The organism is Nocardioides sp. (assembly GCF_025965415.1).
Classification (GTDB): Bacteria; Actinomycetota; Actinomycetes; order Propionibacteriales; family Nocardioidaceae; genus Nocardioides.
Window position 1 is genome coordinate 1 of sequence record NZ_JAOPWY010000182.1, and the last position, 15,358, is coordinate 15,358.

Sequence of the window (15,358 nt, forward strand, 5' to 3'; positions counted from 1 at the left end):
GACGATCGCGGCCGGCATGGTGGCCGAGAACAGCATCGTCTGGCGGGTCTCGGGGGTCTTGGAGAGCAGCGTGATGACGTCGGGCAGGAAGCCGAGGTCGAGCATCTCGTCGGCCTCGTCGAGCACGAGCGCGTGCACGTGCGACAGGTCGAGCGCGCGGCGGTTGGCGAGGTCGATGAGGCGACCGGGGGTGCCGACGACGATGTCGACGCCCGACTCGAGGGCCTCGAGCTGGGTGTCGTAGCCGACACCGCCGTAGACGGTCAGCACGCGCAGGCCCAGGTCCTTGCTGGCGAGCGCGAGGTCGCTGGACACCTGGAGCGCGAGCTCACGGGTCGGGGCGACGATCAGCGCCTGCGGCTTGCCCTGCGGCAGGTCGGCGTACGCCGGGTCGCTGGGGGCGACGCTGCGCTGCAGCACCGGGATGCCGAACGCGAGGGTCTTGCCGGTGCCCGTGCGGGCCTGGCCGATGAGGTCGGTGCCGAGGAGCGCGACCGAGAGGGTCATCTCCTGGATGGCGAAGGGGGTGGTGATGCCGGCGCGGTCGAGCGCGTCGCAGATCTGGGCGTGCACGCCCAGTTCACGGAAGGTGGTCACGAATGGTGTCGCTTTCGAAGAAGAGATGGATGTCCCACGCGTATGCGGTCAGCCACTCATGAAAGCCTTGCCGACCGCGCACATACAGGCGGCCGCTGGACACATCGCCAGCGGCTCGGTCACCTCGATGGTATCGGTAGGCTGCGAGCATGACTGAATCGCCCGACGAGGACTACCGTCGCGCCGCCGTCGACCTTCTCGGTGCGATCGCCTACGGCGAGCTCTCGGCCTTCGAGCGACTCGTCGAGGACGCCAAGATGGCGCCCGGGATCGACGACAAGATCGCGATCGGCGCGATGGCCACCGCGGAGTTCGGCCACCTGCAGAAGCTGGTCGCCCGGCTCGCGGAGCTGGGGGCCGACCCGGCCGATGCGATGCAGGCCTTCCGGGCCAGCTTCGACAGCTTCCACGCCCACACCGCGCCGTCGGACTACTACGAGGGCCTCATCAAGGCCTACGTCGGCGACGGGCTCGCCTCCGACTTCTACCGCGAGATCGCGGCCTACCTCGACCCGGAGACGCGCGAGGTCATCATCAGCTCGCTGGAGGACTCCGGCCAGACCGCCTTCATCGTCGACCGGGTCCGGGCCGGGATCGCGGCCGACCACCGGCTCGGCGGCCGCCTGGCGCTGTGGGGTCGGCGGCTGATGGGCGAGGCCCTCACCCAGGCCCAGCGGGTCGCCGGTGACCGTGAGTCGCTGACCGCCCTGCTCGCCGGGGGAGTGGACCGTCCCGGGCTCGACCTGGCCGCGCTGGGCCGGATGTTCACCCGCCTCACCGAGCTCCACGCCGCGCGGATGGCCGAGCTCGGCCTCGACTCCTGACGTACGACGAGGCCCCGCATCCTGATCGGATGCGGGGCCTCGTGCGTGGTGCGGTGGTGCTGCTGGTCAGACCCGGGTGCGGCTGCCGCTGTTGCGGCCGGTGACCGTCGAGGCGATCACGACGAGCACGGCCGCGGTGATGATGGCGACCAGGCCCTGGGTCCAGTCGAGTCCGCGGCTCCCGTCGCCGCCGAAGGCGCTGTAGATCACGCCGCCGAGAACCATGCCCCCGATACCGCACAGGATCGTGAGCCACAGGGGGATGTTGTCCTTGTCGCCGGGCGCGACGAACTTACCGAGCAGACCCACGATGGCGCCGACCACGAGGTAGAAAATGATGGTCCAGAGCATGAGAGAGCCCACCTTTCAGTGCCACGTTTCGTGGCGGTTGGTGCCGGCGGGGTGTGCCGACGCGTTCATCATGTCCGCCGGGCGTGCCCGGGGCAACGACCGCGCCCCCGCAGGGGTGGGACGCGTCAGCGGAAGCCGACGGTGCTCGAGGTCGGCGAACCGAGCTCGAGGTAGGCGATCTTGTCGGCTGGCACCACGACGGTGCGGCCCTTGACGTCGCTCAGCCGCAGCACCCCGCTGCCGGCCAGTGCCTCGCCGAGCTTGGACTCGATGTCCTCGGGCGTGCTGTCGCTCTCGAGCACCAGCTCGCGCTGGGCGTGCTGCACGCCGATCTTGACCTCCACGTGATGCTCCTTGCTGAGTTTCGGGGGTGTGTGTCCGTCGACCCCAGTGTGGCGGGTCGGTGGTCGTCGGTCGGTGGACGTCCGTCAGTGGTCGTCGGTCAGTGGTCGTCGGTCAGTGGTCGTCCGTCATGGGGTAGCCGCGGATGCCGCGCCATGCCAGACCGGCGATCAGGGCGGCCGCGTCGTCCTGGGAGATGGAGCCGCCGCCCGCGAGCCAGAACCGCGCGGAGACCTGCGCCATTCCCACCAGCGACACCGCCAGCAGCTCGGAGGCCTCGTCGGGGAGGCCGGTGTCGGTGCGGATCACGTCGGCGATCATCGAGGCGCACTCGACGGTCACCCGGTCCACGCGCTCGCGCACGTCGGGCTCGCTGGTCAGGTCGGACTCGAAGACCAGGCGGAACGCTCCCTCCTCGGAGGCGACGTAGCTGTAGAAGACCTTCATCGTCGCCGCGACCCGGTCCTTGTTGGCCGACGTCGAGGCCAGCGCCGCGCGGCAGTTGTCGATGATCGTGTCGCAGGACGCGTCGAGCAGCGCGAGGTAGAGGTCGAGCTTGCCCGGGAAGTGCTGGTAGAGCACGGGCTTGGAGACCCCGGCGCGCTCGGCGATGTCGTCCATCGCGGCGGCGTGGTAGCCCTGGGCGACGAAGACTTCGAGCGCCGACTCGAGCAGCTGGACGCGACGCTCACGTCGCGGCATCCGACCGCCGCGAGGTCGCGGGGAATCAGTGTCAGGGTGGCCTGCGGTCACAACGTGCTCCTGGGTACTCCTGAGTAGTGAGGTCCGAGCCTATCCGCAACGACGCGGGCACCCCCGTCCGTATCCCGGGACATGGTGCGGTGTGTCATCGCGGCGCGGGGAACATGGACGCGGTGGGTGCTGTTGCACCCATACCCGAACCAAGGAGAAGTCTGTGTCGTTCCCCGCTCTTGTCGAGCCGGCAGCCGAGCTCACCATCGACGAGGTGCGCCGCTACAGCCGCCACCTGATCATCCCCGACGTGGGCATGACCGGTCAGAAGCGGCTGAAGAACGCCAAGGTCCTCGTCATCGGCGCCGGCGGCCTCGGCTCGCCCGCGCTCCTCTACCTCGCCGCGGCGGGCGTCGGCACCCTCGGGATCGCTGAGTTCGACACTGTCGACGAGTCCAACCTCCAGCGCCAGGTCATCCACGGTGTCAGCGACATCGACAAGTCCAAGGCGCTGTCCGCCAAGGAGTCGATCGCCGAGATCAACCCCTACGTCGAGGTCGTGCTGCACGAGGAGCGGCTCGACAACGACAACGTGATGAGCGTCTTCGAGGGCTACGACCTGATCATCGACGGCACCGACAACTTCGCCACCCGCTACATGGTCAACGACGCGGCCTACTTCCTGAAGATCCCCTACGTCTGGGGCTCGATCTACCGCTTCGACGGCCAGGCGAGCGTCTTCGCGCCCTCGCTCGGCGAGGACCTGCCCTGCTACCGCTGCCTCTACCCGGAGCCCCCGCCGCCGGGCATGGTCCCCAGCTGCGCTGAGGGCGGCGTGCTCGGGGTGCTGTGCGCGAGCATCGGCTCGATCCAGGTCAACGAGGCCATCAAGCTCCTCACCGGCATCGGCGAGCCGATCGCGGGCAAGCTGATGATCTACGACGCGCTCGAGATGGAGTACCGCAAGCTCAAGGTCCGCAAGGACCCCAATTGCGCGCTCTGCGGCGAGAACGCCACCGTCACCGGCCTCATCGACTACGACGCCTTCTGCGGCGCCGTCTCCGACGAGGCCGCCGAGGCGGCGGTCGGCTCGACGATCTCGGTCGTGCAGCTCGAGCACATGCTCAAGGAGCGCGACAACGGTGAGCGCGACTTCGTGCTGGTCGACGTACGCGAGCCCAACGAGGCCGAGATCAACCACATCCCCGGCGCGGTGCTGATCCCGAAGGGCGAGTTCCTCAACGGCAACGCGCTCTCCCAGCTGCCGAGCGACAAGCAGATCGTCATGCACTGCAAGTCGGGTGTGCGCTCCGCGGAGACCCTCGCGATCGTCAAGGGTGCCGGGTACTCCGATGCGGTGCACGTCGGCGGCGGCGTGGTGGCCTGGGTCAGCCAGATCGACCCGAGCCAGCCGACGTACTGACCCGTAACCCCTTCCCGACGTGCGTCGTTGGGAAGGGCATGCGTACTCCTACGTTGCTCCTGACCATCGCTGCGACGGCGGGCCTCGTGGCCGCTGCCGCCACCAGCGTGCCGGCGTCCGCGGCCCCGACGACGCAGGCCCGTGCGGACTGGGCGCCGGCGGACACCGCCACGATCCACCCCGGCGTGCAGATGTACACCGAGGGGGCCCAGTGCACCGCCAACTTCGTCTTCACCGACACCGCCGGCACGACGTACGTCGGCTATGCGGCGCACTGCGCCGGGCTCGGTGAGGCGACCGACACCGACGGCTGCACCTCCGGCTCGCTTCCGCTCGGCACCGAGGTCGACTTCGTGGAGGGCGGCTCGCTGGCCTCCGAGGGCACCCGGGTGGGCGGTGGCACGCTCGTCTACTCGTCGTGGCTGGCGATGCAGCAGCGCGGCGAGACCGACGCCGACACGTGCGCCTACAACGATCTCGCCCTCGTGAAGGTCGACGCAGCGGACACCGGGAAGGTCAACCCGTCGATCCCCTTCTGGGGCGGCCCGGTCGGCATCAACACCGCCGGCACCGCGGCCGGCGGCACGGTCCACAGCTATGGCAACTCCAGCCTCCGCGCCGGCATCGAGCAGCTCTCGCCCAAGCAGGGGGTCAGCCTGGGCACCGACCCCAGCGGCTGGACGCACCCGGTCTACACGGTCACGCCCGGCGTGCCCGGTGACTCGGGCAGCGCCTTCCTCGACGCCGAGGGCAACGCGCTCGGCACCCTGTCCACCCTGGCCCTCGCGCCGCTGGCGGGCTCGAACGGGGTCGGCGACCTCTCCCGCGAGCTGTCCTACGCCCAGGCCGCTAGCGGCATCGCCGGCCTGAGCCTGGTGCCGGGCACGGAGCCCTTCAGCCCGCTCCTCTGACCACCCTCCCGCCGCCCGTCCCCACCGGGCGGCCCCCCTCGCATGGCGCGACCCGTTCACCTAGGGTCGCGCCATGCGTTCGTTCGGGGGGTGGTCACCGGGACTGCGTGCTGCTGTCACGGTGGCCGGGACGAGCGCGTTCATGGTGCTCGTGGCGTGGGCCACCCTGATCGGACCCGACCAGGTCTTCACGGGCCCCGGCCCGACCCCCGCGTCGCTCTCCACCACGACCGAGACCTGCATCCCGCTCGACGCCACGACCGGTCCCGGCGGCACCGAGGTGACGCCCGACAACCCCGACGACCTGCCCTTCTGCGAGCCGCCCGACACGACGAGGCAGGACGCCGAGGACCTCGTGCGCCAGGCCGACCCGCCGCTCTGGCTCCGGATCCTGGTCGGCACGCTGGAGCTCCTGCTGCTGATCGCGATCATGGTGCTGATCGGCTTCGTCGTCCTCTCGGTCGCCCGTGCCGTACGACGTCGGGCCGGCGCCCTGGAGACGCGCGAGTCCGTCGACTTCGCGGTGCTCGACGAGCCGCACCGGATCGCCGAGCAGATGGCGGCCGACGCCGCGGAGCAGGACGCCGCGCTGAGCGGCGGGGAGCCGCGCAACGCCATCGTGGCCGCCTGGAGCCGCTTCGAGGTCCAGGGCGAGCGCGCGGGCGTGGGGCGCAAGGCCTCGGAGACCTCCTCGGAGTACGTCATCCGCATCCTCGACCTCGTGTCGGCGGACTCGGGTGCGGTGAACCGGCTCGCCGGCCTCTACCGGGAGGCCCGCTTCTCCGAGCACGAGATGACCGAGGGGCACCGCGCCGAGGCGCTCGACGCCCTCGCCGGGGTCCGGCGGAGCCTGGGGGTGCGCGCGTGAGGCGTCCGACGATCGCCCGCCACTGGCGTACGCGCGTGCTCGGGGGCGCCCTGGTGGGCGCCATCGGATTCGTCGCTGCCGTGCTGCTCCACTTCGAGCCGCAGCCGGCGGCGTACGTCGTCATGGTCGTCATCGTGCTGTCCCTGGCCTGGCTGGTGCTCGACACCGTCGACGTCCCGGCGGCGCAGTGGACGTCGGGACTGCCCCCGACGGGGGACCGGGTCGACCAGGCCACCCCCGACCTGCGCATCCTGACCAGCCACGAGCAGGCGGACGTGCCGTCCGGGGCCCTGCAGCAACGGCTGGTCGCGCTCGCGCGTGCCCGCGACCCCGACCTCGCCGAGACCCTCCACCACGAGATCGACCCCGCGCGACGCCTGTCGCCGGCCGACATCGACCGCGTCCTGACCCGAATAGAGGAAGTCCGTGACCGAAGTTGAGACGACCGTCGCCACGTTCGCCGAGAACGTGCTCGACGAGGTGGGACGCGCCGTCGTCGGTAAGCGCGACGCGCTCTCGCTCGTGCTGGCCGGCATCCTCGCCAAGGGTCACATCCTGCTCGAGGACTTCCCCGGGCTCGGCAAGACCCTCGCGGCCCGGTCCTTCGCCGGCGCGCTCGGGCTCGACTTCGCCCGCGCCCAGTTCACCCCGGACCTGCTGCCCGCCGACCTGACCGGGTCCTACGTCTACGACCAGCGCCGGGCGGAGTTCGACTTCCGGCCCGGCCCGATCTTCACGGGCCTGCTGCTCGCCGACGAGATCAACCGCACGCCTCCCAAGACGCAGGCGGCGCTGCTCGAGGCGATGCAGGAGGGCCAGGTCACCGTCGAGGGCCAGACGCACCGGCTGCCCAGCCCGTTCCACGTCCTCGCGACCGCCAACCCGGTGGAGTACGAGGGCACCTACCCGCTCCCGGAGGCCCAGCTCGACCGCTTCCTGCTCCGTGTCGCCTTCGGCTACCCGACCGCCGCGGAGGAGCACGACGTGCTGCGCCGCCGCCTGGACCGCCAGCGCGAGGAGGTCGACATCCAGCAGGTCACCGACGCGGCCGGCCTGGCCGCTGCGCAGGCCGCCGTCGAGCGCGTCGTGGTCGACGAGTCGGTGGCCCGCTACTGCGTCGAGCTGGTCGGCGCGACCCGCTCCCACGCCGACGTGCTGACCGGTGCCTCGCCGCGCGGCAGCGTCGGGCTGGTGCTCACCGCCCGCGCGTGGGCCGCGATCCGCGGACGTGACTTCGTGGTGCCCGAGGACGTCAAGGTCGTGGCGCGCGCCGTGCTGGCGCACCGCATCACGGTCAAGCCGGACCTCTGGATGACCCAGGCGTCCGGCTCGCGGGTGGTCGACTCCGTGCTCGCCTCGGTCGCGACGCCGCGCGCGCTGGAGTCGCACCGGTGACCTCCTGGCGGCCGACCCCGTCGCTCGTCCGGGCCTGCCTGCTCGCGCTCGGCGGTCTCGCCGGTGCGGTGGTACTGGGCCTGGACGCGCTCGTGGTGCTGGCCGCCCCGTTCGTCGTCCTGGCCCTGATGGGCCTGGCCGGTCGGCCGCGCTCGACGCCGACCCTCACCACCCGCATCGACCACCACCGGCTCCACGAGGGGCAGGGCACCACGTCGCGGCTCGTCGTCGACGACCTCGCCGGCGTCGAGCACGTCACCCGGGTCGCCGCCCCCGCGACGCACGTCGCCACCCAGCCGACGTACGGCGCCTCCGGCTCGCTGGCGGCCGACGGGCTGCCCACGGTCGACTTCAGCCCCCGGCGCTGGGGCCGGCGCGCGATCGGTGCCGAGCGGGTGGCGCTGACCAGCGCCTGGGCGGGCTGGCGCTGGGGGCCGCTCGACATGCCCGAGCACGGGCTCAGCGTGCTGCCGCAGACGGCGCCGTACGACAGCCGTGCGGAGGTGCCGCAGCCCGACGGCCTGGTCGGTCGGCACCGGTCGCGGCGGCTCGGCAGCGGCACGGAGTTCGAGGGGATCCGGCAGTTCGCGACCGGCGACCGGCTCAAGCGGATCACCTGGCCGGTGTCGCTGCGCACGGGTGAGCTGCACGTCATCACCACGCGTGCCGAGCAGGACGCCGGCGTGTGGCTGGTCGTCGACGGTTTGCGCGACATCGGAGTCTCCGGCGGCATCGACGGCGCGGCCAGCACCCTCGACCTCTCGGTGCGCGCGGCCGCCGCGCTCGCCGAGCACCACGTCCGCACCGGTGACCGGGTCGGCCTCCTGGTGGTGGCAGCCGACGGAGCACGGGTGCGGCTGGGGTCGGGGCAGCGGCACCTCCAGCAGCTGCTCGGCACCCTGGCGCGCATCCGCACCGAGGCGCGGACTGTGCCGCCGGAGCGGCTCGACCTCGCGGCGGGGTCGGGGTCCGTCGTCTACGTCCTCTCGCCGATGCTCTTCACGCCGCTGGTCACCGCGACGGCCAGCCTGCAGCGCAGCGGCGCCTCGGTCGTCGTCATCGACACCCTCGGCGAGCGCGACCTCGGCGCCGACCCGCTGGCGCTGCCGGCCCTCGCCGCCCGGATGCAGACCATCGAGCGCGACGACCGCCTCGACCGGCTGGCCGACCTCGGGTGCCCGGTCGTCCCCTGGCGGGGCCCGGGGACGCTCGACACCGTCCTCCAGCAGCTCGCCCGGCGCTCCCGCGTGCCCACGGTGCGGAGGGGATGACGATGCGTCTCCTCCCGGCCGGCACGACCGCACCCGCACTGCTGCTGCGCGCGCTCCTGTTCGTGCTGCCGTGCGCCGCGCTGGCCCTGGCGCTGCCGGAGGTGCCGCACGTCGTCGTGGTCGTCGCCGTCGTCGGGCTGTCGGCGTGGTGGGCCTGCGCGCCCGACCACGTCGCGGGCGCGGTGTCGCTCGTGCTGGTGGCCGGGTGGTGGGCGGCGCACGGCGTCGTGGACTGGCACGTCCTGGTGGTCGGCCTCCTGCTCCTGGCGGCGCACGTGGTCGCCACCCTGCTGTCCTACGGTCCCGCGACGCTGGCACTGGACCCGCACCTCGCGACCCTCTGGCTGCGTCGCGGGCTGCTCGCGCTGGTGCCGATGCCTGTCACCTACCTCGCGGTGCAGGGGCTCGACCCCCGGCTGGCGCCCCCGTGGGTCTGGATGACCGCGGGCGTGGTCGTCGTCGCGCTGCTGGTCCTCACCTCGCGCCTCACGCAGCAGGAGCCGCAGTGAGCACGTCGGAGGAGGAGCGCGAGCTGTACGCCGAGCTCGTCCTGCAGTGCGCCGAGTCGGTGCCCCGCGGGCGGGTGACGACGTACGGCGCGATCGCCGACGTGGTCGGGCAGCGGCTCGCCCGCGGCGGACCGCGCCTGGTCGGCAACGTCATGGCGCGCCACGGCGGCGCCGTCCCGTGGTGGCGGGTGGTCCGCGCCGACGGGTCGTTGCCGCCCTCGCACGACGACGAGGCACGCCAGGCCTACCTCGAGGAGGGCACGCCCCTGCGTCCGAGCGGCGCGGTCGATCTGGGACGTGCCTTCTGGTCGCCGACCCTGCGGGCACAATGAGGCCCATGCTCTACACGGTCGCGCACGGAGTCATCCCCCCGCTCGCCCGTGCCGTGTGGCGCCCGACGGTCGAGGGACTGCACCACGTGCCGTCGTCCGGGCCGGTGATCGTGGCCAGCAACCACCTCTCGTTCTTCGACAGCGTGGTCATCCCGGTCGTGGTGCCGCGCAAGGTCGTCTTCCTCGCCAAGTCCGACTACTTCACCGGCACCGGCGTGAAGGGCACGCTGATCCGCGCCTGGTTCGAGGGGCTGGGCATGCTGCCCGTCGACCGCGACGACACCAAGGCGGCGATCGCCAGCCTCGACACCGCGCTGGAGGTGCTCCGCAACGGGGAGGCCTTCGGCATCTACCCCGAGGGCACCCGCTCGCGCGACGGCCGGCTCTACCGCGGGCGCACCGGCGTGGCCCACCTCGCGCTCACCGCCGGCTGCCCCGTCGTGCCCGTCGGCCTGCAGGGCACGGAGGACATCCAGCCCGTCGGCTCCAACCGGCCGCGCCGGGCGAAGGTGTCGGTGCGCTTCGGGGCGCCGATCCAGGTCGCGGGGGAGTACGACGGCGTACCCAGTGGTCGGGCCCGCCGCGAGCTCACCGACCGGATCATGGCCGCGATCGGCGAGCTGACCGGCCAGGAGCCGGCCGGGGTCTACAACGAGCGGCCGACGGAGGCCTGAGCCAACGCGGCCAGGGCCTTCGGGAAGATCTCCGCGGGAGGCGTGACCAGCCCGGCGCCGACCTGGCCCACACCCGCGACGCGACCGGCCATGCCGGTGTTGATCTGCGGCAGGATCCCCGTGCGGCAGACCTTCGACACGTCGATGCCGGTCGGCGTGCCCTGGAACTCCAGCACGGGCACCGACCAGCGCGGGTTCTCGGCCAGCGTGATCTCGTGCATCCGGCGGGTGGTCGCCAGGGCGTCGGGGACCGAGCCGCCGACGAGGCGGACGATCGCGGGAGCGGTCGCCATCGCGAAGCCGCCGATGCCCGCGGTCTCGGTGATCGCGGAGTCGCCGATGTCGGCGTTGGCGTCGTCGGGGCCGTAGTCGCCGAGGAAGAGCCCCTCGGCCACCTGCGCCGGACCGGTGAACCACTCGTCGCCGGTGCCGGAGACCTGGATGCCGAAGTCGGTGCCGTTGCGGGCCATCGCCACGACCATCGTCGAACCCGGGATGTCGCGCCCGGCGTCGAGCGCCAGCTTGCAGGCGGGCATCGCGAGGTTGAGGAAGAAGTGGTCGTTGCCACCGATGAAGCGCAGCGTCTCGGCGACGTCCTTCGTGCTGAAGCCGCCCGTCTCCTGGGAGAGCACCATCGCGGGGGAGAGGTCGCGCAGCAGCATCAGCGTGCCGGCGCGGTTGCGGTTGTGGGCCTCGTCGCCCATCTGGAGCATCTGGGTGAGGATCCCGGTCACGTCGGTCGCCTCGGCCGTGCCGCGCACCGCGGCCTGCAGCAGCGGGCCGAGCACGTCGCCCATCCAGCGCAGGCGGGTGAGCACCTCGGGGCCGTAGGCGCCGTAGCGCAGCACCTTGCCGAGGCCCTCGTTGAGGGAGCAGTACGTCCGCCTGCCGGTCGCGCGGTCCTCGAGGACCCACATCCACATGGATGGCGTGACGACGCCGGCCATCGGCCCGACGGCGCTGCGGTGGTGGCACGGCTCGAGGCTGACGCTGCTGCCGGACTCGAAGAGTGCGACCGCGTCCTCGGGGTCCTCGACCAGGCCCTCGAGGGCCGCGCCGCCCATGAGCGCGCCGCGCAGCGGGCCCGACGCGCGGGCCCACTCGATCGGCGGCCCCGCGTGGAGGAACTGGCCGCGCTCGAGACCGAGGACCTCGGAGGCGGGAGCGACGTCGACGAGGTGCGCGGTGACGCCGAGCATCGCCTGGACCGCCCTCGCGTTCGCCTCCGGACGGCGCGGGTCGGTGGCGACCGTGGCCAGGTGCTCCTGCGTGCCCGGCATCGGGGGACGCCAGTCGACGCGCTCGACGCCGACGGCCTGGCCGGCGACGGCGTCGGCGAACATGCCTGCGCCGACGGCGACGACGGTGGGCTCACTCATGCGGCTGCTCCCTTGGTGGATCGGCTCAGCAGGTCGAGGGCGCGGCGGGTGGCCGCCGCGTTGGAGAGGTGGACCTCGGCGCCGGCGGCGACGAGGGCGTCACGCTGCGCCGCCAGGCCCTGCGGGTCGAGGTCGGTGCCGACCAGGCTGACGATCACCGGGATCGGCCGGTCCGCGCGGGCAGCCTCGATGGCGGGCGCCAGCATGGCCGCGGGGTCGGGCTCGGCGCCGTGGCCGAGGACCAGGTCGAGCAGGATGACCCCGGTCGCCGGGTCGGCGGCCGCCCGGGCGAGCTGCTCGTTGCGCAGCGTCGGGTCGATCATCGGGTGGGCGCGACCCTGGGTGAGGGCGTCATCACCGAAGTCGACGAAGACATGGTCGTCGACGAGCAGCTCGGTCGGTGACAGCGCGAGGCCGCCTGCGAGTGGGATGTTGCTCCGCACCGGGCCGAGCGCCTCGGTCGCCATCAGCATCGACTCGTCGCACAGCGTGCCGCCGACGAAGAGGCCGCGCAGCAGCGGCCCGGTCGCCGGTCCGCTGTTGTCGGCGCCGTGGACGGGCCACGCGGGGGCGGCGTGGCCGAGCCGGGCGAGCACCGCCTCGGCGACCGCGGTGAGGTCACGCTGTCCGCGGCCCAGCAGGCCGAGCTCGACCGGGGTGGCCAGCGCCTCGGCCTCGCGGCCCAGGGCCTCGGCGACCTCGGGAGCCGGCGGCTTCGACACGACCACGACCAGGTCCACCTCGGGGTCGGCGTCGAGCCGGCGCAGCGCCTCGCGGGTGGCGAGCCCGCCCACCGCCGCAGACAGGTCGCGGCCGCCCACGCCGAGCGCGTGGCGTACACCGACCCCGTCCAGCGTCTCCCCGGCGTGGTGCAGGAGGGCGAGCAGCTGCTGGCAGCCGGTGCCGGACGCGGCGACGAGGCCGATGCGGCCCGGGCGGACGGCGTTGGCGAAGCCCAGCCCCACGCCGTCGATGACCGCGGTGCCGCAGTCGGGTCCCATGACGAGGGCGCCGCGGGTGGCGGCGTACGTCTTGAGCGCGACCTCCTCGGCCACGGGCACGTTGTCGCTGAAGATCATCACGTCGTGGCCGGCCTCGAGCGCGTCCATGGCCTCGACCGTGGCACTGGCGCCGGGCACCGAGACCAGCGCGATCGCGCCGGGGCCGCTGCGCCGCAGCGCCGAGCCGGTCGTGCGCGGCGGGGCCACCGTGGTGTCGCCCGAGGACGGGCGGGTCGGGACGAGCGCGGCGTCGACGGCGGCGAGGGCGGCCGCGACCTCGGCGTCGTCGTCGAGGCGGAGCGCGACGACCATGTCGTTGGGGGAGGACTCCGGCACGGCGAAGCCCATGCCCTCGAGCACCTCGAGGTTGAGCCCGGTGGCCATCGCCACCTGCGCGGTCACCACTCCGGGCGCCGCCTGCACGGCCCGGCTCACCTGGAGCAGGGTGACGGAGTCGGCGTAGGCGCCGCTCCTGAGCTCGACGTGGTCCTTCATGCTGCTCTCCCGTGGTGGTCGCGGTCGGTGATCGAGGTCAGGGCCAGTCCGGCGCCGGTGAGCAGTCCCGCTCCCGAGGTAGCGCCGACGGCCAGCAGGGCCTCGGTGGTGGCGTCGTCCGGCTCGGCGAGCCAGGCGGCGAGCTGCGGCAGCACCTCGCCCTGCAGGGCGCAGTCGAGCAGGGTCGCGGACAGCAGGGTGGTGACGGCCAGCCGGCGGCGTACGGCGGCAGCCAGCGCGTGGTCGGGACGGCCGGCGGCGTGCCGGGCGGCGCACCAGCCGGCGAGCACGTCGTCACCGAGCGGCGTCAGCCCGGGACCACGCCCGAGCAACCGGTCGAGGTCGGCGACGGTGAGCCGTCCGTCGGGCGGCAGGCCCAGGCCGGCGGCGGACGTCGTGGATCGGGCGCGTTCGAACCCGCGTCTCCCATGCCGTCCGACGGTGGGGATGCGGACGTCCACCAGGCGGGTGATGCGGACCGGCTCGTCGCCGAGGTGCAGGGTGCCGGCCTCGACGCGGACCTCCCGGTGGCCCATCGGCGAGAGGTCGGGGAGTGCGGACCAAAGGGCGCACGGCACGCGCGTCGCGCTCGCGGAGACCAGTCCGAGGCACCAGCCGTCGAGGTCGACGTAGATCGCCGAGGAGCTGGCGTGCAGCACCCGTCGCGGACCGTCCTCGGCCGCGGCGAGGCGCTCGCGCACCCGCATCGGTGCCGCTGCCGAGATCGGACGGGTCGTCATCACCCAGACGCTATCGGCCCGTGGCACACTCGCGAATGTGCGAACTTGTCCAAGGAAAGGCATGAAGTGGGCCAAGAGTTGATAAGTGATCCCGAGGCGATCGCCGCGCTGCGCCGGGCGGACGCGCTCCACACGGCGCTGACCCACATCGTGCTCGAGGGCGGTGACCTGGCCCGGATCGCCGAGGCCGTGGGCGACGCGCTCGGCTACGGCGTGGTCTTCACCTCCACCGACGGCCGCGAGCGGGCGGCCCACCTCGACGGGGCGCAGCGCGCGATGCTGGCCGACGCCGACCTGCTCGACCCGACCGGGCGCCTGCGGGTGGAGCGGATCGACCCGGGCGGGACGGCCGTCGGCAACGGCGAGGCGCTCCTGCGCCGCGTGGTCGCCGCCGGCGTGGACCTCGCCCGGCTCGTCGCGCTGAAGCCCGACGGCACCATCCACGACTCCGACGTGCACGCCCTCGAGCGGGCGGCGATCGTGGCCGCACTCCTGGTGACGCGCGTCGAGGCGATCACGGCCGTGGAGAACAAGTACCAAGGCGACTTCCTGCGCGACGTGTTCCTCGGCCGCGCAGGGGAGAAGGAGTACGTCGCCGAGCACGCGCAGGCCTTCGGCTGGCACCTCGACCGGCCGGTCATGGTGGTGGTCGCGGTGCTCGAACCCGACGCCATCGCCGCCCTCGCTCCGGCGCCCGAGGACCGGCGCGCCTGGCATGACCGCTTCGCCCACGCCTGGCGGCAGGTCGCCGCGACGATCGACGGCAGCATCGCCTCGGTCGCCTTCAGCCGCGAGGTGGTCACCCTCGTCCCGGTCGACGTGCGGCGCGACGGGGCACAGACGCACCTCGCTGTCGACCGGATCATCCAGGGGGTGCGAGGCGACCGCGGCGGCGGTCGCATCGCGTTCTCGGCCGGCGTCAGCCGCGTCGCCAACGGGCTCGGAGAGCTCCCGGAGGCCTTCCGGCAGGCGCAGCGCTCCGTCGAGATCGGCCGGCGCGTCCACGGCGCGGGATCGGTGACCCGCTTCGACCAGCTGGGACTGCACCGGCTCCTCGCGCTCGTGCCGGACGGCGCCGAGCTGGCCGCGTTCGCGGCCGACGTGCTCGGCCCCCTGTCCGAGCGCACGCCCGAGGCGGCCGACCTGCGCGAGACGCTGCAGGTGCTGCTCGACACCAACTTCAACGTGGCCGAGGCGGCGCGCGCCCAGTTCTTCCACTACAACACGATGCGCTACCGCGTCGGCAAGCTGCAGCGGATCCTCGGCCCGGTCGCGACCGACCCGCACCTGCGGCTCGACGTGGCCGTGGCGCTCCGGGCGCTGGAGATCGTGGGCTGAGGGGGCGGCGCAGCCGGCCTATCTGCGTCGGTGGAAGCGGAGGTCGCCGTTGGGGAGGAGGTCGGTGCGGTGGCCGGTGTCGTGGGCACGGTGGTGGTGGTGCTGGCAGAGCAGGACCGCGTTGGTCAGGTCGGTTCGACCGCCGTGGTGCCAGGGGTCGTGGTGGTGGGCGTCGCACCAGGTGCCGGGGGTGTCGCAGTGTTCGGCGCGGCAGG

The 15,358-nt window shown here is 73.0% G+C and carries 19 protein-coding genes; 11 read left to right on the forward strand and 8 right to left on the reverse strand.

The window, feature by feature from the left end; all coding sequences use genetic code 11:
- Window positions 1–597, reverse strand: a 597-nt coding sequence (locus JWN97_RS18680) for a DEAD/DEAH box helicase (RefSeq protein WP_297626339.1), incomplete at its 3' end; no start/stop codon positions are given.
- Between the two features lie 149 nt (window positions 598–746).
- Between JWN97_RS18680 and JWN97_RS18685 the strand changes: the two genes are divergently transcribed.
- A complete protein-coding gene (locus JWN97_RS18685; RefSeq protein WP_297626342.1) occupies window positions 747–1,421 on the forward strand; it encodes a ferritin-like fold-containing protein in 675 nt (224 codons plus the stop codon).
- A 66-nt stretch (window positions 1,422–1,487) separates the two neighbouring features.
- Here the strand turns inward: JWN97_RS18685 and JWN97_RS18690 are convergent, their stop codons facing one another.
- From JWN97_RS18690 to JWN97_RS18700, 3 genes are all read right to left on the reverse strand, one after another.
- Entirely contained in the window at window positions 1,488–1,772 is a 285-nt protein-coding gene (locus JWN97_RS18690) for a GlsB/YeaQ/YmgE family stress response membrane protein (protein WP_297626345.1), read from the reverse strand.
- Window positions 1,773–1,897: 125 nt separating this feature from the next.
- Window positions 1,898–2,116, reverse strand: coding sequence for a DUF3107 domain-containing protein (locus tag JWN97_RS18695; RefSeq protein WP_297626347.1), 219 nt, complete (start codon window positions 2,114–2,116; stop codon window positions 1,898–1,900).
- 112 nt (window positions 2,117–2,228) lie between these two features.
- Window positions 2,229–2,816, reverse strand: a complete 588-nt coding sequence (locus tag JWN97_RS18700; RefSeq protein WP_297626350.1) for a TetR/AcrR family transcriptional regulator — start codon at window positions 2,814–2,816, stop codon at window positions 2,229–2,231.
- A 214-nt stretch (window positions 2,817–3,030) separates the two neighbouring features.
- Between JWN97_RS18700 and moeZ the strand changes: the two genes are divergently transcribed.
- From moeZ to JWN97_RS18745, 9 genes are all read left to right on the forward strand, one after another.
- Window positions 3,031–4,230 (forward strand): adenylyltransferase/sulfurtransferase MoeZ, encoded by a 1,200-nt coding sequence (moeZ, locus tag JWN97_RS18705; protein WP_297626353.1) that lies wholly within the window; start codon window positions 3,031–3,033, stop codon window positions 4,228–4,230.
- Window positions 4,231–4,283: 53 nt separating this feature from the next.
- Window positions 4,284–5,141, forward strand: coding sequence for a hypothetical protein (locus JWN97_RS18710; RefSeq protein ID WP_297626356.1), 858 nt, complete (start codon window positions 4,284–4,286; stop codon window positions 5,139–5,141).
- Window positions 5,142–5,214: 73 nt separating this feature from the next.
- Window positions 5,215–6,009, forward strand: coding sequence for a DUF4129 domain-containing protein (locus tag JWN97_RS18715; protein ID WP_297626358.1), 795 nt, complete (start codon window positions 5,215–5,217; stop codon window positions 6,007–6,009).
- A complete protein-coding gene (locus tag JWN97_RS18720; RefSeq protein WP_297626361.1) occupies window positions 6,006–6,449 on the forward strand; it encodes a hypothetical protein in 444 nt (147 codons plus the stop codon). Before JWN97_RS18715 ends, JWN97_RS18720 begins: the two co-directional genes overlap by 4 nt.
- The gene (locus tag JWN97_RS18725) at window positions 6,436–7,404 is read left to right on the forward strand and encodes a MoxR family ATPase (protein WP_297626365.1); all 969 of its coding nucleotides are present in this window, start codon (window positions 6,436–6,438) and stop codon (window positions 7,402–7,404) included. The genes JWN97_RS18720 and JWN97_RS18725 overlap by 14 nt, the downstream gene beginning before the upstream one ends.
- Window positions 7,401–8,675, forward strand: a complete 1,275-nt coding sequence (locus JWN97_RS18730; RefSeq protein WP_297626367.1) for a DUF58 domain-containing protein — start codon at window positions 7,401–7,403, stop codon at window positions 8,673–8,675. Before JWN97_RS18725 ends, JWN97_RS18730 begins: the two co-directional genes overlap by 4 nt.
- A gap of 2 nt (window positions 8,676–8,677) precedes the next feature.
- Window positions 8,678–9,184, forward strand: coding sequence for a hypothetical protein (locus JWN97_RS18735; protein ID WP_297626370.1), 507 nt, complete (start codon window positions 8,678–8,680; stop codon window positions 9,182–9,184).
- On the forward strand, window positions 9,181–9,516 hold the full coding sequence (locus JWN97_RS18740) for an MGMT family protein (protein ID WP_297626373.1): 336 nt from the start codon (window positions 9,181–9,183) through the stop codon (window positions 9,514–9,516). Before JWN97_RS18735 ends, JWN97_RS18740 begins: the two co-directional genes overlap by 4 nt.
- Before the next feature lie 5 nt (window positions 9,517–9,521).
- The gene (locus JWN97_RS18745) at window positions 9,522–10,190 is read left to right on the forward strand and encodes a lysophospholipid acyltransferase family protein (protein WP_297626377.1); all 669 of its coding nucleotides are present in this window, start codon (window positions 9,522–9,524) and stop codon (window positions 10,188–10,190) included.
- On the opposite strand, the gene JWN97_RS18750 is transcribed toward JWN97_RS18745, so the two are convergent.
- Genes JWN97_RS18750 through JWN97_RS18760 form a run of 3 tightly spaced genes read right to left on the reverse strand, consistent with a single transcriptional unit; the run spans window position 10,163 to window position 13,805 of the window.
- A complete protein-coding gene (locus JWN97_RS18750; RefSeq protein WP_297626380.1) occupies window positions 10,163–11,569 on the reverse strand; it encodes a DUF1116 domain-containing protein in 1,407 nt (468 codons plus the stop codon). The genes JWN97_RS18745 and JWN97_RS18750 overlap by 28 nt on opposite strands.
- The gene (locus JWN97_RS18755; protein ID WP_297626383.1) at window positions 11,566–13,065 is read right to left on the reverse strand and encodes an FdrA family protein; all 1,500 of its coding nucleotides are present in this window, start codon (window positions 13,063–13,065) and stop codon (window positions 11,566–11,568) included. Before JWN97_RS18755 ends, JWN97_RS18750 begins: the two co-directional genes overlap by 4 nt.
- Window positions 13,062–13,805 carry a DUF2877 domain-containing protein gene (locus JWN97_RS18760; RefSeq protein WP_297626386.1) on the reverse strand — a complete coding sequence of 248 codons (744 nt, stop codon included), beginning with the start codon at window positions 13,803–13,805 and terminating at the stop codon, window positions 13,062–13,064. Before JWN97_RS18760 ends, JWN97_RS18755 begins: the two co-directional genes overlap by 4 nt.
- Window positions 13,806–13,883: 78 nt before the next feature.
- Here JWN97_RS18760 and JWN97_RS18765 point away from each other — a divergent pair, with 78 nt between their 5' ends.
- Complete coding sequence (locus JWN97_RS18765; protein ID WP_297626389.1) at window positions 13,884–15,143, forward strand: PucR family transcriptional regulator; 1,260 nt, start codon at window positions 13,884–13,886, stop codon at window positions 15,141–15,143.
- A gap of 18 nt (window positions 15,144–15,161) precedes the next feature.
- Here the strand turns inward: JWN97_RS18765 and JWN97_RS18770 are convergent.
- Window positions 15,162–15,358: HNH endonuclease signature motif containing protein (locus tag JWN97_RS18770; protein WP_297626392.1), on the reverse strand; the 197-nt coding region annotated here is incomplete at its 5' end.